General features: G+C 38.1%; 23 protein-coding genes and 1 pseudogene. 10 read left to right on the top strand and 14 right to left on the bottom strand.

Features of this window, described 5'->3' with window-relative positions; all coding sequences use genetic code 11:
* Positions 1-183 precede the first annotated feature (183 nt).
* Both CES79_RS12880 and CES79_RS10610 read right to left on the bottom strand, forming a co-directional pair.
* A complete protein-coding gene (locus tag CES79_RS12880) occupies positions 184-360 on the bottom strand; it encodes a hypothetical protein (RefSeq protein ID WP_159459492.1) in 177 nt (58 codons plus the stop codon).
* Between the two features lie 244 nt (positions 361-604).
* Positions 605-1,207, bottom strand: coding sequence for a hypothetical protein (locus tag CES79_RS10610; RefSeq protein WP_054655807.1), 603 nt, complete (start codon positions 1,205-1,207; stop codon positions 605-607).
* Positions 1,208-1,448: 241 nt separating this feature from the next.
* Here CES79_RS10610 and CES79_RS10605 point away from each other — a divergent pair, with 241 nt between their 5' ends.
* Positions 1,449-2,309 (top strand): IS982 family transposase, encoded by an 861-nt coding sequence (locus tag CES79_RS10605; RefSeq protein ID WP_089137168.1) that lies wholly within the window; start codon positions 1,449-1,451, stop codon positions 2,307-2,309.
* 9 nt (positions 2,310-2,318) lie between these two features.
* Here CES79_RS10605 and CES79_RS10600 read toward each other — a convergent pair whose 3' ends face one another.
* Positions 2,319-3,275 (bottom strand): helveticin J family class III bacteriocin, encoded by a 957-nt coding sequence (locus tag CES79_RS10600; protein WP_089137167.1) that lies wholly within the window; start codon positions 3,273-3,275, stop codon positions 2,319-2,321.
* A 484-nt stretch (positions 3,276-3,759) separates the two neighbouring features.
* Between CES79_RS10600 and CES79_RS10595 the strand changes: the two genes are divergently transcribed.
* Both CES79_RS10595 and CES79_RS10590 read left to right on the top strand, forming a co-directional pair.
* A complete protein-coding gene (locus CES79_RS10595; RefSeq protein ID WP_089137166.1) occupies positions 3,760-4,599 on the top strand; it encodes a D-alanyl-D-alanine carboxypeptidase in 840 nt (279 codons plus the stop codon).
* Between the two features lie 334 nt (positions 4,600-4,933).
* Positions 4,934-5,752 carry a hypothetical protein gene (locus CES79_RS10590; protein ID WP_054655799.1) on the top strand — a complete coding sequence of 273 codons (819 nt, stop codon included), beginning with the start codon at positions 4,934-4,936 and terminating at the stop codon, positions 5,750-5,752.
* Positions 5,753-5,831: 79 nt separating this feature from the next.
* Here CES79_RS10590 and CES79_RS10585 read toward each other — a convergent pair whose 3' ends face one another.
* From CES79_RS10585 to CES79_RS10565, 6 genes are all read right to left on the bottom strand, one after another.
* Positions 5,832-6,785, bottom strand: coding sequence for a helveticin J family class III bacteriocin (locus CES79_RS10585; RefSeq protein WP_089137165.1), 954 nt, complete (start codon positions 6,783-6,785; stop codon positions 5,832-5,834).
* A 134-nt stretch (positions 6,786-6,919) separates the two neighbouring features.
* On the bottom strand, positions 6,920-7,084 hold the full coding sequence (locus tag CES79_RS12875) for a hypothetical protein (RefSeq protein ID WP_159459491.1): 165 nt from the start codon (positions 7,082-7,084) through the stop codon (positions 6,920-6,922).
* A gap of 188 nt (positions 7,085-7,272) precedes the next feature.
* A complete protein-coding gene (locus CES79_RS10575) occupies positions 7,273-7,917 on the bottom strand; it encodes a hypothetical protein (protein WP_054655791.1) in 645 nt (214 codons plus the stop codon).
* 504 nt (positions 7,918-8,421) lie between these two features.
* Complete coding sequence (locus CES79_RS12725) at positions 8,422-8,511, bottom strand: type I toxin-antitoxin system Fst family toxin (protein ID WP_204772910.1); 90 nt, start codon at positions 8,509-8,511, stop codon at positions 8,422-8,424.
* Positions 8,512-8,771: 260 nt separating this feature from the next.
* Complete coding sequence (gene nrdJ / locus CES79_RS10570) at positions 8,772-11,021, bottom strand: ribonucleoside-triphosphate reductase, adenosylcobalamin-dependent (RefSeq protein ID WP_054655789.1); 2,250 nt, start codon at positions 11,019-11,021, stop codon at positions 8,772-8,774.
* Positions 11,022-11,522: 501 nt separating this feature from the next.
* Positions 11,523-12,224, bottom strand: a complete 702-nt coding sequence (locus CES79_RS10565; RefSeq protein WP_054655787.1) for a leucine-rich repeat domain-containing protein — start codon at positions 12,222-12,224, stop codon at positions 11,523-11,525.
* Positions 12,225-12,422: 198 nt separating this feature from the next.
* Between CES79_RS10565 and CES79_RS10560 the strand changes: the two genes are divergently transcribed.
* The 5 genes and pseudogenes from CES79_RS10560 (at position 12,423) to CES79_RS10540 (ending at position 15,685) form a co-directional block, all read left to right on the top strand.
* Entirely contained in the window at positions 12,423-12,854 is a 432-nt protein-coding gene (locus tag CES79_RS10560) for a hypothetical protein (protein WP_089137162.1), read from the top strand.
* Between the two features lie 27 nt (positions 12,855-12,881).
* Positions 12,882-13,304, top strand: a complete 423-nt coding sequence (locus CES79_RS10555; protein WP_089137161.1) for a hypothetical protein — start codon at positions 12,882-12,884, stop codon at positions 13,302-13,304.
* Between the two features lie 19 nt (positions 13,305-13,323).
* A complete protein-coding gene (locus CES79_RS10550) occupies positions 13,324-13,749 on the top strand; it encodes a hypothetical protein (protein WP_089137160.1) in 426 nt (141 codons plus the stop codon).
* Positions 13,750-14,144: 395 nt separating this feature from the next.
* Positions 14,145-14,405, top strand: a pseudogene (locus CES79_RS10545) (IS4 family transposase); the annotation flags it as partial.
* A 107-nt stretch (positions 14,406-14,512) separates the two neighbouring features.
* A complete protein-coding gene (locus CES79_RS10540) occupies positions 14,513-15,685 on the top strand; it encodes an IS256 family transposase (RefSeq protein ID WP_089137159.1) in 1,173 nt (390 codons plus the stop codon).
* A 513-nt stretch (positions 15,686-16,198) separates the two neighbouring features.
* Here CES79_RS10540 and CES79_RS10535 read toward each other — a convergent pair.
* The 4 genes from CES79_RS10535 to CES79_RS10520 all read right to left on the bottom strand — a co-directional run bounded on the left by CES79_RS10535 (position 16,199) and on the right by CES79_RS10520 (position 19,487).
* Positions 16,199-16,750: a PDDEXK family nuclease gene (locus CES79_RS10535; RefSeq protein WP_089137158.1), complete on the bottom strand. Its 552-nt coding sequence runs from the start codon at positions 16,748-16,750 to the stop codon at positions 16,199-16,201.
* Positions 16,751-16,793: 43 nt separating this feature from the next.
* Positions 16,794-17,732, bottom strand: a complete 939-nt coding sequence (locus CES79_RS10530; protein WP_089137157.1) for a DNA-methyltransferase — start codon at positions 17,730-17,732, stop codon at positions 16,794-16,796.
* A 58-nt stretch (positions 17,733-17,790) separates the two neighbouring features.
* The gene (locus tag CES79_RS10525; protein ID WP_054655778.1) at positions 17,791-18,018 is read right to left on the bottom strand and encodes a hypothetical protein; all 228 of its coding nucleotides are present in this window, start codon (positions 18,016-18,018) and stop codon (positions 17,791-17,793) included.
* A gap of 362 nt (positions 18,019-18,380) precedes the next feature.
* Positions 18,381-19,487 carry a hypothetical protein gene (locus CES79_RS10520; protein ID WP_089137156.1) on the bottom strand — a complete coding sequence of 369 codons (1,107 nt, stop codon included), beginning with the start codon at positions 19,485-19,487 and terminating at the stop codon, positions 18,381-18,383.
* A gap of 497 nt (positions 19,488-19,984) precedes the next feature.
* On the opposite strand from CES79_RS10520, the gene CES79_RS10515 reads away from it, so the two are divergent.
* Together CES79_RS10515 and CES79_RS12870 are read left to right on the top strand one after the other, a co-directional pair.
* On the top strand, positions 19,985-20,713 hold the full coding sequence (locus tag CES79_RS10515; RefSeq protein WP_089137155.1) for a matrixin family metalloprotease: 729 nt from the start codon (positions 19,985-19,987) through the stop codon (positions 20,711-20,713).
* Between the two features lie 524 nt (positions 20,714-21,237).
* Complete coding sequence (locus tag CES79_RS12870; RefSeq protein WP_089137154.1) at positions 21,238-22,233, top strand: hypothetical protein; 996 nt, start codon at positions 21,238-21,240, stop codon at positions 22,231-22,233.
* 216 nt (positions 22,234-22,449) lie between these two features.
* Here the strand turns inward: CES79_RS12870 and CES79_RS10505 are convergent, their stop codons facing one another.
* Positions 22,450-23,553, bottom strand: a complete 1,104-nt coding sequence (locus CES79_RS10505) for a DNA/RNA helicase domain-containing protein (RefSeq protein WP_235870465.1) — start codon at positions 23,551-23,553, stop codon at positions 22,450-22,452.
* Between the last annotated feature and the right edge of the window lie 176 nt (positions 23,554-23,729).

The raw sequence follows: 23,729 nt of genomic DNA, 5'->3' as shown, positions 1-23,729 counted from the left end.
CTGAACAAAACGGGACTCTTGCTAGTACCCTTAGAAAAGTAATAGTCATAGGTAGATCTGGATATTACTGTAAAAATATTGTTCTGTGAATAACTAACGTCTGAATCATCATCTGCATCATCGTATTCGCGCCAATAAGCATTGGCTGGTGAATTAGAATTGTTATATACCCGACCTGTTAGTTTAACCCAAGTTTGATAACGTGTATTTCTGATAACTAAGCACCTTATGATGATAGATTTTCGTTTCATTATTACCAAAGTAAGTAAATGAGCTGGCATGTACATCAACTGTCGATGCAGTTGCTAAGCCCAGTACTAGGGCAAAATCAGCGACACAAATTTTTAACCATTTTTTCATGGTGATTTTCCCCCTTAAAGTTTAAATTCACTTGAATTATAACATGAGAGTATTAACCGAGATGTAAATGAAAGTAGCTTGTTTTCAAAAAGGAAGGCTACAGACCCCCTTCAGTAATGAAGAGATCCGTAACCTTTCTTATAAAACTATCCTAAATTTGATTACCAATTACTTTTATCGACCGTATAAACGTAATTGTCAGTCGTGTAGTTAGTGCACATCATTTAATGAAACGTTTTTTAGACTATTTAAGGTTTAGTTTAAGAGTCTGATACTGCGCAAATCCTTGGGTAATGTATAGCCAAATAGTGGTTTTACCGAGTTTATGAGTAGCTGTTTTGGAGTGGTCAAGCAACTGAAACGATTCTGATTTACCATTTGGTAAACCAGTTTTGCTCAACATGTAAGGCGCTTTACTAGCATTGGCTGAAAACGTATAACCAGCTGGTGTAGAATCAAAAATTCTCATGATTCCTACTGTCGTCAAACCATCCATTGTCGAATTTTCAAAATTCAAATTCGAAACAGGATTAGAAGTAGAGTTAGTGCAGTGTGCATGTCCCGTTAACTTCACCCAAGTCTGGTACCGCGATTGTGAACGGGCAACGTGAAAAACGTACAGATGGTAAAGCCTAACTTGGGAGCTGGCTCCCGTCCAAGGATCCTTTAAATTGTATGTCTTGTTTAATGTGTACTTCTGATAGCTAATCACTTTATGATGGTAAGTTTTTGTCCCATTATTGCCAAAGTAAGTAAATGAACTAGCATGAACATCAACTGTTGAAGCAGTTGCTAAACCAAGCGTCAGTGCAAACGCAGCAACACAGATTTTTAACCATCTTTTCATTGAATGATATCCCCTTCATTGATTTTCTGATCTTATCTTTAGTATACTAACACACAATTTAAATATCATTCAAACAGTCACATACATCTCCACCCAAAAAAAGGTGCACCAATCTGAGTGCACCTTTGAAGATTCAAAACTATATTACCAATTACGCGTGGTGCTAGTTAAATATTGTTGCACAAAAAATAGCCTGAATCGGCTGCACTTTAAGTTACCACTAACTAAAGAAGTGAGACCAATGTCAGACTACGCTAAGTGTAACCAAAGTACGATTAAATTTCAATCCCCATTGAATCGCCGGAGTGAGGTTTTAGAACCGCTATATCAGCGCTTTATTCCCAGTTCGATTCGGTTTAGACGGAACGTTAAACAAGCTAAATTAACTGATGTAGTGGTATTAGCTTTACTGTGTTGGCAAGTCGAACTAGGCATGACCGATCAACGACGATTCTATCGCTTCCTAACCAGTCTGGGCTTTCAGAACTTACCAGAACGTTCTCGTTTCAGCCGAATTTGTGCCCGTACTAATCGACTTTTTCAATTGATTCGCTGCGGTTTAATGTGGACAGCTATGCCCCAACCAAGTTATACCATCATTGATAGTTTTCCGATGCCACTGTGTCAAAATATTTGTAATCGGCGCGCAAAACTGTTCAAATCGAAGGCTGATATTGGCTATAATGCCATCAAAAAAATGTGGTATTACGGTTTTAAAGGTAGTTTTGAAGTCACTAATCAAGGCGTTGCCGTGGCTTATACCATCACAGCAGCATCAAAACACGATATTAAAATGGTACCAATCCTGGTTGATCAATATCTGTGTCAGCATATTCTAGGAGATGTCGGGTATTTAAGTCAAAAACTACATCAGCAGTTAGCCAAAATCGGCGTTGATTTTTGGACGCCGAAACGCCGAAATATGAAGCAACCGAAAGCAGATCAGCGACTACTAAAGCGGCAACGTCGGCGTATCGAAACGGTCTTTTCGAAGTGGGTAAGTTGTTTTGACCTGGAGCATAATCGTGCTAGATCATTGTCAGGATTTCAAACGCGAATTGAACAATGTTTGTTTGTCGATACTTGGTTTAGAATTAACTAGCACCACGCGTTACCAATTACTTTTATCGACGGTGTAAACATAATTTGCGGTTGTATAGTTATTAGGATCATTTTTTGGTAACGCATGTGTGGTAATTCCCATGTATAGCGTATCTTTGACTTGAATACCTTCAGTCTCAACAAGATTGAGATTACCCCAATCTCCTGAACATGTGCGTCCTCGAAAGTCAGTACTCTTCCAATCTACTTTAATTACCGTAGGAGTTTCATCCTGATTACCACTAGTAAAGTAAACGGCCAGGCCATCTGAGAAATCCAAGCCTTGAACGCCATCATTAACTCCCATTGCTCGGTAAAGGCTCCCTGGTGTTTCCCAGTCGTCAATGCAATATTGTTGGACATCAGAATTATTGCACTCAATATAATGACCACCACTTGCTTCTACAGAATCAAGGACATTATTAATACCCTCCAAATCGTAGTAAGCCAACTGAGCGTGATGATCGCCAACACGGATACCCACGGTTAATAGATATTCGTGAGAAGTTGAAATTGCTCCTTCTACTCGAAGCAAAGACCCAAAGTTATTGCCTGATTTATTAGCCCGATTTAAAACTGACAAACGCGTAACTTCTGTATATAGATCGATTTGTGAATTTGCACGAAATTGAATTCGACCAAGTTGTGTGGCCCATTCCTCAGTACTAGATGAGTCGTTAGCTCTACCATCAATTGCTACAAGAAAGTAGTCACTGCCATTATGCGAAAACCAATCTAGCGTTTGTGCATGTCCTGTGTTTTTGATTCTCATCTGCGGACTTCCAGAAAAATCGATTATTGTTTGTCCATTTGCAATACTCGCTTGTGAAATAACAGTATCATTTCCAAATTTTTGTAAACAATAAATATTTGTCGTACCAACGTAGGTCTTTTGAACAGCATTTTGATGTCCTGTAGAATCAATCGGTAAATTAATTAATGTATATGCTTTTGTAGCTGTTGCCATAATTTTAACCCCTTTAATATTATTTTGGAACTCCGGAATTCCATGTCATCGCGATTACAGTGACTATATTAAAGGGCTCTTCGTTGCCCGTGTTCCGGATTTGTTGCAATTCGTAGGCATGAAAAAAGCCACCAAGACTCGGTAGCTTTTACTATTGTTTTGATACCTAAATAGCTTTCTATGAAAAGTTAAAAAAACGCTCCGGCATGATTGTCGGAACGCTTTTTAACCTACTTCATATTCAACCTTTAGTAAATAACTAAAAAGTCTTGCAATGTTAACTCACCCTTGTCAATCACGAGGTTTTGTTTACTCAAATAAACTATAAATTGTAACCATAAAATAGTATAAATACATTTGAAAGCACCATGAAACACATTATTCTGATTTTTTCACAATTCTGAAACACGATCTCAATCAAAGTATAAATTATTCACAGTACAGTACCATATTAAAAATCACACAGACGAAGGGAAAATATGATATGCGAAAAATTATCCAAAACGTTTTGCTAATAGGAATAGTCTTCGGACTTGGAATTATATTTAATACCTCGACAAGTCGGGCTGCAACTCTTAAATCTACATCACCTGATAATATTAATAATGGTGGAAATTGGGTCACTTACTTCCCGAATTTAACCAAAATCAAATCTCATAATGCCTATATGTGGAACATGAAACATACCAAAAAAATCCACAATCTTAATAGCTACAAGAACACCGATTGGTATATTGTACAAACTTTTACAAGAACAGTGAATAGTAAAAAATCAACTTACTTTAAAGTCACTAATTTTGGTAAAAAAATAACTGGTTTGGTATATGGCGGATATCCTATTAAAGCTAAGGTTACACCAATTACTAGTTTTAATAACGATCTGTCTTACAAGAACTATCTGGAAAGCTCTCAAACTCAAAAACTGGCAAGAGGTTTAATGAAGCTCTTTCCAAATAGTAAAGTAACTTTAAAGCTTTCAAAGTATATTCATGACAACCCAATGACTGAGACCGATGTTACCTCAAACCAACCGGGCTATACTTCTAACGTTCCTGGATACAAAGATGTCTTCGCCCCTGAAAAAGCACGTGAAATTTTTTCTCCACAAACTTTAGCATTAAGCTTCACCACTATTAACAAATTATCAAATTATTTTGACACACATGGCTATAATGCACAAAAGCGAGCTAGTATGAAGGATTATGAGTTAGGTGTATATGTTCAAAATGCTGTAAGCACTACAGCAAATGATAAAAATAATATGCCAGCTTCTACTCCAGCAACTACTCAAATAGAATTTATTTTGGCAAAGCCGATAAATTAAAAAAATATTGATATAAAAGGGGCTAATTGACCTGTACCCAAAAAGTTGGAACTAAGTAGTTTTATTCTTCTAGGCAACCAGTTATCGCTCAAATTCGAGTGGTGATTGGTTGCCTAGTTTCGTTTGTATTAATAACAGCCATAATAGTTTCCCTCATTTTTTAATTTTATTTGTATCACCGGCGATTACAGTGACTATACTAGAGGGTTCTTCGCTGCCTGTGTCCCAGATTTGTTGCACTTAATTTGACAATTCGGAGGCTTAAAAGGTTTACAACAATTAGCGAATAGATTAATCTTAATCTATAACGAATGAATTATTTAGGGAGAATATCATGAAGAAAATCAAAATCTTGCTCGGTTTAGCTGTTGCTATAGCGGGAATTACTTCGTTTGGAGCAACACAAGCTAGCGCAAGTAGCTACACCGTTATCAAAACCAAAACTTATACAAACTCACCAGTCTATCATGCCAAAAGTGCTACCAAAAACGTTTATCTTTGGAACAAGAGTCATACCAAGAAGCTGCACAACCTGAAGAACTACCCTAATACGTCTTGGGGCGTTCAAGCTTCAGTGACGATGAAACATAACGGCAGTAACGCCACCTATTATTCCGTTGAGTCATACACTCCTACGCAAAAAAAATCTCCAGTTTACGGTTATGTTTGGCACAATTACTTAACCAAGGGATACAACCGTCATTATTCTCACTGGAATAACCTCTACTTACGTGGCTTTACGTCGGATTCGGATTACCTGAACTACATTAAGCAATCACCGTCTCAAGCTTTGACTAACAAAGTGCTTCAGCTGTTCCCTAATAGTCAGCTATCACTGAATCTGTCACACTACGTTGAAAACCGTGATGCACTACTTAACCTTAAAACTGAGGCAAGCACTTTTAACGCATCATATCGTGACCCAATTCTACTCACTAATGTTAATCAATTATTCTACCATGGCTATCAGGATACACAGACTGAATCACAACGCTTTCAGGCAATCGAAAGGGCGCTTGATGCAGCGGGTTACACCGCATCAAAACGCGCTTCACTAAAAGATTATCAAATTGGAATTTACTATCAAAATGCACCACTTAAAGATGTTGACGAAAACAGCGTTGGCATCATTCTTGCTAAACCAGCAAATTAGATTATTTTATATCTCATGATATGAAAAAGGCACGCAAAATTGCGTGCCTTTTTCACTGCTGCTCCCGAAGACTTCTATCCTAAAATGCTGACTTAGGAAATGAGTAAATTCGGTTATCGCGAGCAGATCCAGTTGAACCATCTGGATACAAACAAATACCGATAAGTACATCGTCGCCAGAAAGTTGGATACCTTCACCTTCCGTTTCTCTAGAAGTCCAGTACATGTTATCTACAACTTGATGTTCTGACGATTGAGCGCCCCAATTCATTTTAGAAATAGCAATTGCGTTTTTTTCAGACGCACTAGCTGAAAAATAAATAGCGTTATTATCAGCCAATTCCGTTCCTTGAATAGAATCATACTGAGACAAGGGGTAAACACTAGATACTGGGAATGTGCCTAATCGAACACCACTAGCATTTACTCGTGAATCATCAAAACCAATTGTTGGATCACCACTACCATCAACAGTGTCTAAGATATTGTTGATTGCCTCATTATCATAAATAGCAAACTGTGCATGACGTGGATGCTCAGTATCAATGCCAATTACCATTAAGGTAGACTTATCACTAGATAGAGCCCCTTCAACTCGAAGAATATGACTGAATGAAGCTCCACCAATATAACGTGCACTAATAAGACGCGTAGTAGCTGTATAATCTAAGGTAGCACCTGAGACATAGTGTACACGTCCTAGCTGTGTAGGCCATTCCGTGGTACTGCCCTGATCAGTTAGAGCACCACGTGTACCAACCCAGAAATATGGCGTATTATCTGCACCATGTTCAAAGTATTGTAGAATTTGACTGTGCCCAAATCCTTGTAATATCATGGAAGCTTCAGCCTGAACCGCTGTTTCGCCATCTGACTGAATAGCACAACGACTTAGAATAGAATCATTACCAACCCGTTGTAATGTATAAACATTAGAAGGACCGGCATAAAACGTTTGAATCGCATGATTTGTATCTTCCAAATTTAATCTGTATTTTAAATGTGCACCTGCACCTGTATAAGAACCATCCATATTAAAACCTCATTTCAATTTTTTGGTTAATCACCGGCGATTACAGTGACTATACTAAAGGGTTCTTCGTTGTCCGTGTCCCGGATTTGTTGCAATCTGTAGGCATGAAAAAAGCCACCAAGACTCGGTGGCTTTTACGATAAAATACCGGCAAAATCATAATTAAAATCCGTTTTTAACTGATACCCATTATTGGTATATTGCCAATCCTGGACATTATCTACTCCGGGCTGATTGACGCCGTAAGAAGCAATCCAGATAGCTGGCTGAGGCATAGACGACCAAGTAATGAAACCCATGCTGATACACGTAGTCTAAAAATAGATTGATATCAGCGATCACATTGTACTGTAAAAACTGATCTTCAACATCAATGGCACACACAGTATCCGTGTTTAGACCAAGCTTAATGATATTTTGATACCTAAATAACGTTTTGTGAAAAATAAAAAAGCTCTCTGGCATTATTGCCAGAGAGCTTTCGTATCTACTTCATATTCACATTAAATGCTTTCATTTTGTCACCATTGCAATACAACCGAGCAACAAGCGTTGTCTTTCCAAGCCGTGATGTTGGGTACTTTGAATGAGCTAGAAGTTGAAAGCCTTCAGATTTGCCAGGCACTAATCCTGCTTGACTGAACAAAACGGGACTCTTGCTAGTACCCTTAGAAAAGTAATAGTCATAGGTAGATCTGGATATTACTGTAAAAATATTGTTCTGTGAATAACTAACGTCTTCATCATCTGCATCGTATTCGCGCCAATAAGCATTGGCTGGTGAATTAGAATTGTTATATACCCGACCTGTTAGTTTAACCCAAGTTTGATAACGTGATACCTTCGGCGATACATGGAACACGTAAGCATGGTAGAAAACAACCTTCCCAATGCTGTTTTTAGGAATATATGTGATCTCCTTAGTTATATTATCCACAGTACCAGTTGTCGTATTGTAATAAGTCTTATTTAACGTGTATTTCTGATAGCTAATCACTTTATGATGATAAGTTTTTGTCCCATTGTTGCCAAAGTAAGTAAATGAGCTGGCGTGAACATCAACCGATGAAGCAGTTACTAAACCAAGCGTCAGTGCAAATGCAGCAACACAGACCTTCAACCATTTTTTCATGATGAGCCCCCCTTAAATTTGATTCAATTTAAATTATAGCATGGAAGTATTAACGGAAAAGTAAATGTGCCACTAATGTAAAAAAAAAGGCTGCAAAACCCGTCAATAATGACGGACTCTGTAGCCTTTTCCATGAAACTATTTGAAATTAGATTACCAATTACCCTTATCAACAGTATAGACGTAATTGCCGGTCGTGTAATTAGCATCACCTGTTTGATTATTAGCGTGATTTTCTTTATCAAAAATAGGTATTTTGCTTAGTGGCAGGTTGCGCCAAAAAATTATGTTCCTGACTATTAATTACTCAGAATACTTAAAGTTCTTCAGTAGATAACGACGCTTACTCGTGTTAAAATATAGTCATATCAAATTGTGGCAAAATCATTACAAGCCGTTGCGGTCGCTACACGTAACGGTCTTTTTTTTGCAATAAAAAAGGCATCACCCCGCTACAAGGTGATGCCTCTAGTGCCAAATTGCTAGACGTTATCGCAACTTACTCTACTTTCGGCCGTCTAGCCAGTGACCCACAAAAAGTAAGATCACGCCAACCAGTAAAGGCGCGATGATCGCACTATCAAATTGTGACAAAATCATCACCACCTCTCGGCGCGGTATCACGCGTGCAAGGCGTTGCGACAAATCTCATTGTACCTGATATGTGATCTCGGCGATAGTAGCAAGGAAATGCCGTACTATATTTCTATTTTGATATTAAGCAAAAACTGTTAAGTTTCCGAATACATCATGACAATCAAAAAACGTTTCAGCATTACTGCCAAAACGTTTTTTGCTTTGCTTAAATTTAATGGGTCAGAACTATTCTTATGAATTTGCGTGATTACCAAAATCTACCGAACTGGACAAGCGCCCCCGATGCAGTCGGACTGGTCGATCAGTTCCAGGTCCTTCTTATCCATCGTATTCAGTGAAGTGTAGACGTCCTTCACGTTATTGGTGATCTGGGCTTTGCGCTGCTCGTAGACGTCTTTAGAAATTGGTTCCTTAGGTGCCTGCTTCAACCCACTACCGCTATATGGCAGCAACGAAGTGGACTTGATGCTGAACCGATATTGCTTCATCAGACCAGCAATCTGGTCACTCTCCTTCTTCAACTGGAAGGTGATCGTGCAGCTGACAGCGTTATCTGACCAGTACTTCTGTAAGAAGGCCTGGGTGGCAAACTGCTCTGCAATCGATACGGTCCCTGCTGAAGCAAACTCTTTGCTGTCAGCGTGAGCGGCCCGAACCGGGAACTCAACACAAACGGTGTTCTTCGTGTAAATATCTGGTTCCATCTTGTAGCCAGACAGCCGTAATGCTGGTAGCAGCGGATCGCTGTCTTGGAACCGGATCCGTTGAATCAGGTACCCGGCGTAGTGGAAGTGCATCCCTTCAGAAACACCGGCTAATTTGGCAACGGTTCCGGATGGCTTAACCGTAGTATGCTTCAGGGAAGGTGCACAGCCCAATGCTTCGGAATAGGTCTTATCGGCTGCCACGATAGCGTGATACAGTTCGTCAAACTTAGCCACTACCCGTTGATCATAAATGGGTTCTTTGATGGCTTCGTGAGTCTCGGGGTCAATGCCGTCCTTAAAGCCACGGACTACTCGATTACCGAAGGCCTTTAAGATCCAATCTTGAATACCTGACATGGAGATCCCAATACGGTGATTCTGGTTAATGACGTTGCGGGAAACTTCCCAATCGTAGTCACTAAAGGTCACCCGCTTAGCGAAACGGGTCCCTAACGTGAAGGCTTGGTCGAGGTCAAAACCCTGCTCCATTGCGACGGAAGGAAAGACTTCAAAGAGGTTGCAAGGCTCACCGTTAGCCAGTGAGATCTCACCACAGGGGTTCGTTCCTTCAACGGCGCCGTCAATGTTTTCCTGACGACCATCGACTAGCCGGCCGTAATTTTTAGACAATTCTAGGTTAACGATTCCTGGTTCACCATTGTGTAAAATGGAATCGGCAACCGCGGTGTAATCCTGTTTATGCGTATCAACTGCCACGCTGTTATTAGATGCCCAGCGATGGTGATAGAGCTTCTTTTGATCCTGCTTCATGGTAATGAAGGCATCGTCGTTGCTGGAACCTAAGGCTAACTCAGCGGAGCGCCGCACGTTCCCAGCCACTACCGTTTTACCAATCAAATTACCCACATCGGTGCAGTCAACCGACGTTAACTTGTGACCGACACGAGAATTTAGTAGGGTATTAATATCAAATAACATTTCAATCAACGGCATTGGACCAGAAGCGGTACCGCCAAAGCCCTTGATCTTGGCACCTTTTGGCCGAATGTCGCTAACATCTAAGATCAGGTTAGTCTTGCGGTCCGGGTTAGTCCCGTTGAAGTGCATATCTATCAGACTGGCATTCGCTAAAACCCAGCCTTCGCGAGTATCTGGTAATTTGTAGTAGCGACCGTCATCCAAGGTGTGGTCAGCTAACCACTGCTGCTTATCGGTGGCACCCAGCGCAACGGAATCCGTGTAAGACTGACTGGCCTTATCGACCAAGATCGTTAAGGTAATGTTGTTGTCCACAGCTGGAATCTGGCGCACGTTATCCTGCACAACTGAAAAGCCGACACCGCCGCCCTTCATCAACTGATCGAACATAAATGAATACGGCATTGAAACCGCTGGCTGGTCTTGATCAAGATATTCCGGCACAATGTGGCTGTCGCCGTATGGTTGCGGCCGAACTGCGACAAACCAGCAGTTGTTTAATGCATCGCCGTTACGTTCTTGATATGGTGTCCCAGAAATCCACAAGTTGCGGCCTGATGGTGTAGCGGAAAGGCTATAAACTAATTTAAAGAGATCTTGTGCTTCGGTCTCAAGTTCACTGATCACTGCTGGATCAATGTGGTCTTCGTGAAGGCGTGGATCCAGGTTAACGTTACCTTCTACGACCCGCTTAACGGTTTCATCCCACTCTTCATGACGGTTTTCTGACTCGATCCAACGTGAATATGTACGTTTGTAAGTGACCCAGCCCAGTGGACCCCAATGTGGTGTGATCTCGGCTTTGACCCTTTCAATAAAATCATCTGATAATGTTATTAAACGTTTAACTGCAACTTGCATAGCGATTCCCCTTTCTCAACACTATATATAGTATCGTGGTCGGGATTAAATATCAATATGCAGTGTTTGAACACAAGTTCGATTACGTGAACTAAAAACACCCATGGCACGGATTTTGCCGGTTATAAATTTATTTGGGGTTGAGATTATGTTGGGGGATCATTGGTTAGCAGATTAGTTATGCAGGTAGAACCATTAAAAAAGACCACATTGACGTCATTAAAGTCGATGTAATCTCTTTATTTAACATATATATATTGCACCCTTTAAGGGTCTAACTCGAATCATGAGCACCGAAGTTTAAGGATCCTATTTCAATCATTTTTTATAGTTTCAAAGCTCCTCGAATACCGGACTTCATCAGTAATTTAGTTATATTCAATTTCAGATAGTTTTAATTGATTTTAGAAAAATTGGATTCTCAAACTAGGCCAAAATCTACCTTTAGAAATTCAGTTGCTTTATATCTCGAATTTATCAATAAGCCATTCAAAAATCATTTTATTTGTAATTCTCGTCAAAGGCAAGCTTGGAAACCTTTGTTGATTTAGCAATATGCAGTGTATGAACGTGTAATTTATTACCTTCAAATGCGTACCGTGATATATTTTTTAGTCCTTTATTAAACTTAACTGTCTTTAATTTATTCGATACAAATGCGGCAGTTCCAATGGACCGAAGAGTTGATGGACAATTAAGGGTTGTAATCTTATTAAAAGCAAACCCACCCCAACTTATACTAACCAACTTTTTGTTTAGTTTTAAGGACGAAATCTTGTTGGATTCAAACGCATCTTCACCAACGTATTTCAAATTTCGCGGAGCAGTGAACGATGTAAGACGGTCAGATTCAAAGGCCGATTCGCCAATTGAAGCCACTGTATCAGGTAAATGGACGGATTTTGTGGTTCCATATGCACCCGATTGAAAGGCCCCTTTCCCAACTTTGGTCACCGTATACGTTTGCCCATTATCTGGATCTACAACCTTTTCTGGAATAACGATATTAGCTGGATATGTGTGCTCGTTTCCATCTGAATCGTCAATTCCCCAAGCTGTGGCCTGCTTTCCAGCAGCTTCATACCAAAATCCTTGATATCCAAAACTATCCTTGGCCGAAGCGCCCGTAGTATTAATCCCTAAAAACAGCAATACCGATGCTAACGACATCAATAACATATAAAATGCATTGCGCTGTTTCACATAAATCCCCCCAATATTTAAATTAAATTTGAAATACATTGCATGGTTAACTTTATATTACTTCACCTGTCAATCTCAGGGGGAACTATAGCACACATATTATGAATCTAATCTATCATTTCACACCTTAAGAAAGGTACACAAATTGTCCGACTAGTCAGTGCTATACTTTTATTATCACATTTAGGAGGTATCACGATGCATAATCACTTAATCAAGGGGGTCTTAACTTGTACTATTGCCCTAACTGTGTTGGGTAGTGAATCTATTTCAGCTCATGCTGCTAACTGGCACAAGGGTACTCCTACATCACTTCAAGGCAAGTGGCGAACAAAGTGGCACGTCATTGATAAAGGAGTCTCTCAAGGACGCGAATTGTCTAACATCAGCCGAAAAAACGTTGTATCCCTTGATGTTAGCAAGACAAAACTGAAAGGGCACTACAATACGGTGACAGATATGGGAATGCCAGATGCCATAGGTGCAAGTTATAAGTATTTGGGCAACCACTCATACCAGATTAAAGGAAAAGATCTAGCAGGGACTAACACCTTTAAAGTTAAACGGTACAGCCACAACAAGCTTAAAATTACCCAACGGCATTTCAAAGAATACCTCTATAGACGTTAAATAAATAGAAGATAAGAGGAAACTGTAGTGAATAGTAAAATAATTAACGGAGCTTTAGGTCTTATCATTGGGTTAGTCGTTCTAAGTGATAGTAATACTATTTCTGCCCACGCTGCTAACTGGCATAAAGGTACACCTACATCACTTCAAGGCAAGTGGCAGAGCAAATGGCACCGTGATTCAAAAACACTTAGAACAAGAACGAGAACAACCATTAGCAAAAGAAGTATTGATTCAGGTTTATATAACTCTGATGGCACAGGAGATATGGGGGAACCAGACGCTATAGGAGCAAGCTATAAGTATTTAGGCAAACACATTTATCAGATTAGAGGGAAGGAAATGACTGGTACGTGGACGTTTAAAGCAAAAAAATGCAGTCATACTAAAATTGAGCTTTTTGGACGTGATTACGGATATAACTTCAAAATGTACCTCTACAGAAGATAAATAAGTTAGGAGCATTACATTGCATAGTAAATTAGTTAACGGAACTTTAAGCCTGGCTATCGGCTTAACTATTTTAGGTAACGGCACCATTCCTGTTCATGCTGCTAGTTGGCATAAAGGTACGCCTATTTCAGTTCAAGGAAAATGGAAAACCAACTGGCACAGTGAAGAAAAGAAAATGCCCCAAGAACGCGAGCTTGTTACCATCACTAGGAAGAGCTTCAATTCAACTGACCAAGAAAAACAACCGGATGGGAACACTACTGAAGATATAGCAGCACCAAATGCTATCGGGGCAAGTTATAAATATTTAGGTAATCATACATATCAAATTAAGGGGAAAGAGCTTTTTTCAGGTACTAGTGTGATTAAGGTCAAGCGGTATAGCCACAATAAGCTAAAAATTAGCCAACGACATTTTAAAGAATACCTCTATAGACGTTAAATAATCTCAAATAACTAAAAGCAAGGGAAAATTGCATTGAATAACAAAATAATTACCGGAACTTTAAGTCTCATCATGGGATTAGCCGTCCTAAGTGGTAGTAATACTATTTTAGTAGCGGATGCTGCCAGTTGGTACAGAGGAACACCTAAAACTATTCAAGGTAAGTGGCAAACCAAATGACACCAAGAGTACAAAAATTATTCCAAGGATATAATTCGCATTCGGACAACTATCAGCAAAAAAAGCGTTAATTCAACTAAAGGTTGAAAGTTAAAAATGTACAATAAAGCCCCGGCTTGCCGGGGCTTTATTGTACAAAAATAGACATGAATCACTCCACGTCTGTATACTTAAAGTGTCCAAGCCCAAATATACGGAGGAGTTTCATGCCCATGTCTACTATACAATACAATTCCACTAATATTCACCATTCTTTTCGTCACTTTTCTAAATTGGTACACCTTTCCGCTACATTACGCCAATCTAATATTTCGAAATCGCGTGGTATTCGCACCGAGTTGCTCTTCGAATGGTTACTGACCACCATCTTTAACCGCTACTCGATTTTTAGAGCCGAAAAAGCCAATGATTTTTCAAAACGCACCGTGCGCAATTGTTTGAATAACGCTCATACTAACTGGCAACGGAGTGTTTAAATAATTATGTGTAAATAGAAAAATAAGCGATTGAAAAGGGAAAGCCTCTCCCTTATGATAATTAGCAACCACACTTACTTCATAGGACATAGGAGGCTTTCCCCATGACTCAGTTTAACAAAGAAATTATGGCAGCACTAGCACAAAAGCAAGATTTGGATGAAGTTTTCCGGCAATATTTGGAAACGGCTATCAATGATTTAATGCATGAGGAACTTACGTCGTTCCTCGGCTATGAGCCCTATGATCGTCAAGACTTTAACAGCGGTAATTCGCGCAATGGGCACTATCTGCGGACCTTTAAGACTAAGTATGGAGAACTAAGTTTAGAGGTCCCTCGTGATCGAAATGGTGCCTTCAATACGCAGACTGTCCCAAGTTATCAGCGTCAAACGGATAGCTTAGAAGCCACAGTTGTTCAGCTCTACGAAAAAGGGATCACAACCAGTGAAATCGCCGATCTGATTGAGAAAATGTATGGGGCTCATTACACACCACAAACCGTATCTAACTTAACGAAGGTCGTTGACCAACAGGTCACCGCCTTCAAGACTCGACCGCTGGCAAGCCGTTATGCAGTCATTTACGTGGACGCAACCTACTTACCTTTGCGCCGGGACTCAGTAGCTAAAGAAGCGGTGCATATCGCAATTGGTATTCGGCCAAATGGGATGAAAGAAGTCCTAGGATATCAAGTCGCCCCAACCGAATCCAGTACAGTTTGGGAAGAGCTTCTCGTAGACATCCAGCAGCGTGGCGTAAAAGAGGTTCTCCTATTCGTGGCCGATAGTTTAGTTGGGCTTACCAACACGATTGGCAATCACTACCCTAAAGCTAAGCTTCAACAGTGCCTAGTCCACATCAGTCGAAATATCGAGGCTCACGTCCGAACTAAGGACCGTCAAGAGACCCTAAATGACTTCAAACTGATTCACCAAGCAGCCACCATGGGCGATGCCAAACAGGCTTTAACGAGTTTCATCACCAAGTGGCAAAAGGCTTATCCCAAGGTAACGAACAGCCTAAAAGATAATCCCCACCTCTTGATTTGTTTCACATTTCCAGCTGCAATTCGCAGTAGTATTTACAGCACCAACTTGATTGAATCCTTCAACAAAAAGTTAAAGCGTCAGACCAAAAAGAAGGAACAATTCCCCAATGAATCGGCTTTAGAACGGATCTTGGTTACAGTTATCCGTGACTATAATGGTCGCAACTTTGAGCGAGTCCATCGAGGATTCAAACCAATTCAGGATACTTTAGAATCAATGTATTAACAGCTGACTAATGGGAGAGGACTTCCATTTACACAAAATATTTGACACTCCCTGAACGATTTATTCGATTCTAATTTTAACTAGTTTCAATAATTCTTTATACATTGTCTTAGATGGGAGTATCCTTCCATTGAGTTTTGAAAGTTTAATAATTTACCGAAAATTTACCGAAAACGATTCAAAAAGTCACCAATTCTGTCACCAAACAAAAAGCAGAATGCCGATACATCAGCATTCTGCTCAACCGTACGAACCGGTAAACACTATATTGCGCCCCCCGAGGACTCTAATTGGTAATAATGTAATTCGGCTAGTTTAGTGTAGATTAGTAAAACACCGAAACAATAGCATTTTTTAAATTATACTAGTTGCTATGATCGTATATATTCAATATTTTTTCTGTAAGTTTTCTGTAAATATCATATTAATGAGGGCAATGAAATACCGTTACTCAGTTCGAGCAACGGCTTTTTATTATCAATCTAATCAATATAAAATGTTTTGCAAACTTCATTATTTTCCATCTAAGGTTGCTGGATCAATTGGTGATTGCGGGAAGGGAAAAATCTTAGTTCCATGTTTCTTAACATACTTTATCGGAATTTTAGGATTATTAAGAGATTTTCCTTTGCCTTCCCTTATTCTTTCATCTAAATGATTACGTTGATGTTCTGTCCATTTTGATAACCCACCAGGTGACAAAACATACATTTCTTGTAAATGAATACCAGCATAAAATGAAAACAACCACGGCACAGAGTTAAATCGTTGTAATAGCTCATGCGTTGCATGATGATCTGTAGAGAATCCCGAGGCAGTAGTTTCAGTATTTAGACTCTTAAACTCCCATTCTACATTATTTTTATCAATTGCATCATTTCCCTCTCTACCAGGTAGAAATGATAAGTCACTAATAATTACTTGCTGTAAAACTTTGGCACCATTATCTTGAAAAATATCGTCAATTCCTTTTTGCTTTCCTAATTTTTCCAGGTCTGCAAGTGCTCCCCATAACTTATTAAGTCCTTCTATTTCTTTTTTATGGGAACTATCAAAAAATGTCATCAATATACCTCCATATTAATGACATTAATCTTATCATATTAATTTAATTTATAGTAATACTTTTGCTATCCATAATATTATCATATGCTTGCTTTCCATCATCTATATCCTCAAAAAAGCGGAATGCAGATGCAGCAACATATTGTGGTTCTAGTTCACAAGAAATCCACTTTCGATTTAAGGACTCAGCAACTTGTCCAGTTGTATTTGAACCAGAAAAAATATCTACAACAACGTCTCCAGGATCAGTTAAGTATTTAATAAAAAATTCTGGTAATTTACTTGGAAATCGAGCTGGATGCGCCTTTATTCCTAATTTTCTTGTATAGTGCAGATAATGTGAATTACTCTCTGAGTTGGGAATTGTTAGCAGATTTGAAGGAAGTGCCCCACCATTATCCTTATTAAAACCAGTTGAAATATTATGACCTGAAGGACGAAGTGCAGGATCATAATAATGCTTTTTACTCTTTAATAACTTTTTCATTCTATCGGAATACGGTACAAGCACTTTGGTAACATCGGCTTTTGGAAAATCACCTTTAGAAAACCACCAGACAGTGTCTACTGCATCTTTAGCACGTATTTTTCTTTTGTTGACCCATTCTATTGGTGAAGGTAACTTGGATGGGTTATCCCAGAAAAATTCTTCTGCCAGTTTATATCCTAGTTCATCACAAAATTTAATTAGTACTTTATAATTATACAAAGACCTAATTGGTTTTCCTTTTTGATACGCTCCTCCCAAATCAATCACAAAGCTACCATCATCCGTTAAAACGGGCATAATCAATTTTGCAAATTTAGCAAGCCATTCTATATACGCTTCGCCATTTTTATTCCCATATTCTTTTTGTCTTAATAGTGCGAATGGTGGTGATGTTACAACTAAATTAACGCTTTTTTCAGGTAATTGCTTTAATAAATCTAGCGAATCACCTATATATGCCTTACCTAAATTTGTCTTATATGCAATTTTCAATTTAATTTATCCTCAATTCTAAGTATAATAATATAGGCCGTAATTATTGAGCTGCAACTCAATAGTTCACCACAAAAGCACTATTGCTGCTTACGTGGGCGGCCATTTTTTTTATTTTGTTCAAAACATGTTCAATACCATCATCACTTATAAATTTAATTCCATCTAAAATTTTAATAGTATCGGGCTCAAAATATTCTGGACTTTTTCTATATCTATTAATAAAATAATTTCTATTTTTATTTATTCTTTTACTAGCCGTACTAAATGTATACCATTCAACCATGATTCTAATATGCCCCCTTTGAAATATGATACATATATTATATCAATAAACATGTTGCAATGCAATATGTTTAATCCACTTACTTCAATTAGCTTAATTATTAATTTACTATTCAGTCTTTTAGAAAAATTATTCCATTTATAATTACTATCCTAAATCAAAATAATTGTAGAAAACAAGGTGTCAAAGATAACCATGTAATTTCGCAATGGAACTATATTTTAATAACAGGCATCATAACTTTATAAAAAGATTTAACACCTATCTTTAAAACATGCTGTCCCCAATTAGTCTTCATATTTCTAAATACAATTAGAACAAAAAAAGCGGTGTCGTTAAACATCGCTTTTACTCTAATCGTTCTAATTTTTCCAAGTCTTTGTAGTAGCATTGTAATACCATCTAATTGTATTACCATTTTTTACGTCTTTACTATACTGCGTCCAAGTAGCACCATCTACCAGCGAATTGGTAAATTTAACTTTTGTGTCTGTAGGTGCCACATTGCCATAACCAGCATCATCTGGTCTATTTCCCAATTGATAAAAGGGCTTGTTTACAGGAACAATAGATATATGCCCTGGATCTACATAACCTTTTTGCCCTTTATACTCTACAGGAACATATCCCCCTGTGAGCCAAAAAGTACCGTAGTTATTTGTGGAGGTTTCAGAATAAGTTTGTAAAGTTTTTAAATAGTCACTAGAGTGTAAACCATCATTATTGCCAATAATAGTGGGATATCCATCACCATGATTATCTGGATACAAATAGATCGTGTCTCCATTCTCTACATAATATTCCGTAGGTGTTCCGTTAAACACATCATCGGTGGTTGCCATTTTAGCAATATCATCTGGGTTAGTTGTATCATCACCGGTGCTCCCCATGGTAGTTGATTTTGAAACAGAAGCAGTTCCAACACTCTTAAGAGTGTTTAATTGGTTTTGTAAACTAGCAATCTGTGCTGAAACATCAGTTGATGTGGAAACTGGTGTTGTGGTTGTAGAATTAGAATTTTGAGTCTTTAAATCGCTTAATTGCTGTTTTAAATCACTTATCTGTTGTTGTAAATTAGTAATTTGTTGTTGCTGAGCCGCAGTCTGAGTCATTGTAGGCTTTTTAGACGCTACCTTGACTAAATAACCGTGCCAGAACCACCCTGAAACCTTGCTACTTTTAACCTGATAATATACAGCCTTTTTACCATTATGCTGTCTTACAATGGCCTCTTTAGACACAGCAAACTTTGTTTTTGAATAACTCTTAATGCTATGTACTTTAGTCTTTAGTGTTGCAGTCTTGTACAAGTAACCCTTAGCATCTTTAACTACCTTATATTGAGCAGCCTTCAAGTTCTTATATTGTATTACTTTTACTGTTGACGCTTTTGCTGTTTGACTATTCCCAACAACCCCTAAACATGTAATCGATAACCCTAAAACCACTGTCTTACCTAAGAAATCCAATTTCTCTACCTCTTATTATTTTAATATGAGTTTAATTATACTCGTTAGGCCTTAAACTAATAGTTAATTCAACGAAATAGTTTTACATAATTGGTTAAAATAAATCGTTCACTGAACGTACGCTTTATTAACACCAGTTTTTTCACTCTTTTTTTCAATCCAGCCTTCAAGCTTTAACCGTGGTACAATCAAGATATCTAAACCAGCTAAAGTTATCAGGGTGACTTTTTTGGCATCACCTCAAAGTCACGGAGCTCCTCATTATGAGAAGCTCTTTTTTATCTCTAAAGGTCAATTTTTCTGAGCATAAAACGCCCTACGCACAGGCTTGTTAGAACATTTTCTTGGTCTTTTCACATTTATGTTTTATTTGTGTAAAGATAAGTCTTTTTCTTGGAGCTGTATTTTTGCCGGTGCTATACTCATCCCATTATCACAGCTTGTATATGCCATTAACTAATTTATTTTTTTGATGTGTTTACTTTGGAGGAGTAGCAATGAAAAAAACTAAAGATGGCTTCATTCACTATGTTTTAAGCATGGCTGCCATTGTCATCCTGACAACCATGCTAGGTTTCGGATTCCTAAGTCATTCTATTCGTGCTCAAACCATCTCTGCGACCCCGTATAGCTCCTATCGATACGAATCTCCTAGTGCCACGATTCAAGTTAAAACTACCTCAACCAAGTCCATTTGGGACGCCGCTATTAAGAAGTGGAACGCTACTCATGCCTTTGATTTTAAACTTGTTTCTACTGGTGGCACTATTCAAGCTGATAGTTTTTCAAGTTTGGCACCAGCCTACAGTACGATCGCTGGTATCACTTATTCCAACTATACTGGTACCCAACTGCTGTCAGCTCAAACTCGGCTCAATACGGGCATCCTAAACAAATACCGTTACACCAATGCCGAGAAAACCAACGTGGCAGAACATGAGCTCGGTCATACGATGGGCTTATTGCATAACCCCTCGCAAAAAAGTGTGATGTATTATAAAAACCGCTACTTATCCATCCAACCAGTCGATATAGCAGCGGTGGAAAAAGACTATCACACGTTGATCGCTAATGACACTACAACTAATGCCCCAATTTTACAGCAAACCTTTTTCGAGCCAATTGTCCCCAAAAAAGCCGTTCTCCAGGCTGATTCAGTGAATGCGTTTTGCCAGGTGAAAACCGTTTCTGATTTTACAGCGGTAGATACTGCCCGCCCCGCATAACTTACCGTTGTAATAAGCATTAACGGCTTGCATCACTTGCAAACATAAATTCACTTTCTCACTTTCTATTTCTTTCCATTAAATTTTTTCATCTATTCAAATCGTGTATCAGTGCTTTTGTTCAACTATCCAGTCCTCCCCTACTAGACAGCCAACTTCCACCTCTTTCGCTGATACACAAACTTACTAATATTAGTGATGTAATCAATCTCAACGGAGATAATTACATCACTTTTTTGATAAGGCAATAATGGAACAGAACACAATTAAATATAGCTAATATATTTAAATCAAAAGCGCCTTTACAACGGGCTTTATAGCACATTGAAAGGTGTTTTGATAAAAACTTGATTTTATTCCGTATTTTTGACCATTTAAAACTTGAATTAGGTCATAAAACAGTATATTGCCTACTCCTATATGTCAAAAGCAGCATACATTTAAAACCATTTACCAAATGCTCTATTCAAGTAATAAAAGTAGGACTATATTAATAGTATCAAAGACTTCATAAGGGAGAAATTATGAATAAATCCGTTGTCACCATTGCCACCGCTGCTAGTATTTTTCTAGTTAGCGGAATTGCTCAAGCTAATGTTAGAAGTACAAGTGTTAAATTTGCTAAATTAACTAGCAAAAGTACATATGTGAAAGGATCAGCCACAAAACTGGCTACCATCAAGCTTAGCCGCTATCACACTACTTATGCTTATGGAAAAGCCAATAGCAAAGGTCAATTCAGCTTAAAATTAAAACATAAGCTGCATGCTAATTGGAAATATCGTTTAACTGTTATTAAAAAGGGATATAAGACAACAACCACGTATGTTAAAAGTGCTAAAATCCCAGCATCATCATCAAACAATGTAAAAAATACTACAAGTAACACCTCTACAACTAATGCAAATAATATTACCTCTAATCAACCATCATCAAGTAATAATCAAATCAATAGTGTTACAAACAGCACACCTACTGTATCAAGCTCAGCCACCTCTTCTAGTACCACTAATACCAGCAGTACAACATTCTCAACTGCCCAATCAATCAACTCATCTTCTAACACTGATTCTGCTTCAACTAGTGATTCCACTCAAAGTAAAAATGAACAACTTAAACATCAAATTAGTCAGTTAGGAGAAACGATTAACTCTCTACTGTCTAAAGTGAACAGTATGAAAGGAACACTTGATACAGCTACTGAAACAGCTACAGAAAGTGCTTTATACTATCAAAACATGAATGCTCAATTAAAAAAAGCTCAAACTGATAGGGACAGTCTTGATTCATCAAAAACTTCAACCTTAAACGAACGTATGCTTGCTGATGATTTGGTTGACAATATCACAACTGAACTTAATGAAACACAGCAACACGATAGCTTAGTCGAAAAAGCTAGACAAACAGTTAAAAATGATCCTAACTACGAAAATGAGTACCGTACTGCAAAAAGTGAACTTCAACAGGATATCAATCAAATGAATGAGCTACAAAAACAATTTAATCCAACTAACAAATAACTATTAATTTACACATTTAATTAAAAAGAACGATTTAATACTCTTTAAGAATACTAGGTCGTTCTTTTTATTCCAGCAAAAATTTATTTCAGGATGTTGTGTATATTGCTATGCGCTGGCTATTGATCAGTAAAAAGTCTTTTTATTTCGTTAGGTACGGGGGAGTCGTACTATCTTTCCTCGTAACAACAAGCTTCTTGTACTTATTATTAAAGCTTAAATTATATCCAACGTCTCCTCCATATACATTTTAAATTCATTGTTTTTCCAAAAGCCTAAACGGATGCCATCAATTCCCCGTGTCAACAAAACATAATAGATGTTGAGTACAAAGAAAGTAAATTCCTTACGATTTTTAGGAGCCTTAAAGTCCGTCTTAGTAAATTTCCCATTTGTATTAAAAAAGTGCTCAGGATTACCAAATAGATGACCATTTGGGTCTACTTGAAGATCATTACCAATCAAAACGCCTACTTTGTTTAAATCAATTCCCTGCACTGCAAAAACTGACCCAATTTGATCTTCAGCATCCTCATCCTTAGAATTAATCCAATTTTCCTGACTAGAATTCCATCTTCTATAAATATCTCCTTCATGCCAATGCATAATACTTTTATCTTTACCATCTTTTTGTTGCCAAGGCTCAACTAATCCTGCTAAAACTCGGTTAACATGTTCTGGATGAAAATTTCGATCTTCCTCAACCCAATCAATCAGGTTATGTAATGGTTGTTCGGTAAAGTAACCAAAATAAGCATCAGGCGTACTGTCTTTAAATACATCACGATTAAAGTTAGAATCAAAATTTGTATATTTTAACAATCCTGTATCTTTATAGAGAAGATATTTAATACCATTGATATAATCATCCGAAGTATATTTTTTCCCTTTTGGTGCTTGAATTCTAAATTGAGTAGTTAAATATCGCTGTTCAAATTCTGAAGTCAGTTGATGGAATTGTTTTCTAGTTACATTAGCTGGACGAATTGCTTGTAAAACATCATACATCAATATAATTTGCTTACCGAGAGCCTTTAAAATCTCTAAATGTGATTGACATTTTTCAAATCCATTAATTTTATAAACAGCATTAAAGGACGGATGCTGCTTCCCATACCTACGCGATAACTTATGCGATTCATCAACCACAACGACATCATACTTTTTACCACTTTTTATCATTTTAGTTGAAGTCGTAACCGTTAAATTACGCTTATTCATTCCATAAACCCTAAAAATTTCTTTACCCGTTTTTTCCCAATTTGGTTGTACGACAACACCGATATTAAAGTCTGGTTCTTGGTTCAAAATTCTTGCGATTAAGTGCGTTAATAATACTGTCTTACCAGTACCAGCATCACCATTAATTACAAAATTTTGGGTAGCGTCAAGAATCTTGTGTAAATGAAATGCCTTCGTACATATAATATGTATCTAACTTAAATAAATGATGCTTCCAAGGTGTCCTGGAGTCCTTTGAACCCTCGGTGGATCCG

The sequence above is a fragment of the Secundilactobacillus silagei JCM 19001 genome, assembly GCF_002217945.1.
Classification (GTDB): domain Bacteria; phylum Bacillota; class Bacilli; order Lactobacillales; family Lactobacillaceae; genus Secundilactobacillus; species Secundilactobacillus silagei.
This window is presented reverse-complemented; position numbering and strand designations above follow the sequence as displayed.

Bases quoted from the DNA above. Each gene is read 5' to 3' on its own strand.
- CES79_RS12880 (WP_159459492.1), bottom strand. From the start codon at position 360: ATGAAAAAATGGTTAAAAATTTGTGTCGCTGATTTTGCCCTAGTACTG.
- CES79_RS10610 (WP_054655807.1), bottom strand. From the start codon at position 1,207: ATGAAAAGATGGTTAAAAATCTGTGTTGCTGCGTTTGCACTGACGCTT.
- CES79_RS10605 (WP_089137168.1), top strand. From the start codon at position 1,449: ATGTCAGACTACGCTAAGTGTAACCAAAGTACGATTAAATTTCAATCC.
- CES79_RS10600 (WP_089137167.1), bottom strand. From the start codon at position 3,275: ATGGCAACAGCTACAAAAGCATATACATTAATTAATTTACCGATTGAT.
- CES79_RS10595 (WP_089137166.1), top strand. From the start codon at position 3,760: ATGCGAAAAATTATCCAAAACGTTTTGCTAATAGGAATAGTCTTCGGA.
- CES79_RS10590 (WP_054655799.1), top strand. From the start codon at position 4,934: ATGAAGAAAATCAAAATCTTGCTCGGTTTAGCTGTTGCTATAGCGGGA.
- CES79_RS10585 (WP_089137165.1), bottom strand. From the start codon at position 6,785: ATGGATGGTTCTTATACAGGTGCAGGTGCACATTTAAAATACAGATTA.
- CES79_RS12875 (WP_159459491.1), bottom strand. From the start codon at position 7,084: ATGGGTTTCATTACTTGGTCGTCTATGCCTCAGCCAGCTATCTGGATT.
- CES79_RS10575 (WP_054655791.1), bottom strand. From the start codon at position 7,917: ATGAAAAAATGGTTGAAGGTCTGTGTTGCTGCATTTGCACTGACGCTT.
- nrdJ (WP_054655789.1), bottom strand. From the start codon at position 11,021: ATGCAAGTTGCAGTTAAACGTTTAATAACATTATCAGATGATTTTATT.
- CES79_RS10560 (WP_089137162.1), top strand. From the start codon at position 12,423: ATGCATAATCACTTAATCAAGGGGGTCTTAACTTGTACTATTGCCCTA.
- CES79_RS10540 (WP_089137159.1), top strand. From the start codon at position 14,513: ATGACTCAGTTTAACAAAGAAATTATGGCAGCACTAGCACAAAAGCAA.
- CES79_RS10535 (WP_089137158.1), bottom strand. From the start codon at position 16,750: ATGACATTTTTTGATAGTTCCCATAAAAAAGAAATAGAAGGACTTAAT.
- CES79_RS10525 (WP_054655778.1), bottom strand. From the start codon at position 18,018: ATGGTTGAATGGTATACATTTAGTACGGCTAGTAAAAGAATAAATAAA.
- CES79_RS10515 (WP_089137155.1), top strand. From the start codon at position 19,985: ATGAAAAAAACTAAAGATGGCTTCATTCACTATGTTTTAAGCATGGCT.
- CES79_RS12870 (WP_089137154.1), top strand. From the start codon at position 21,238: ATGAATAAATCCGTTGTCACCATTGCCACCGCTGCTAGTATTTTTCTA.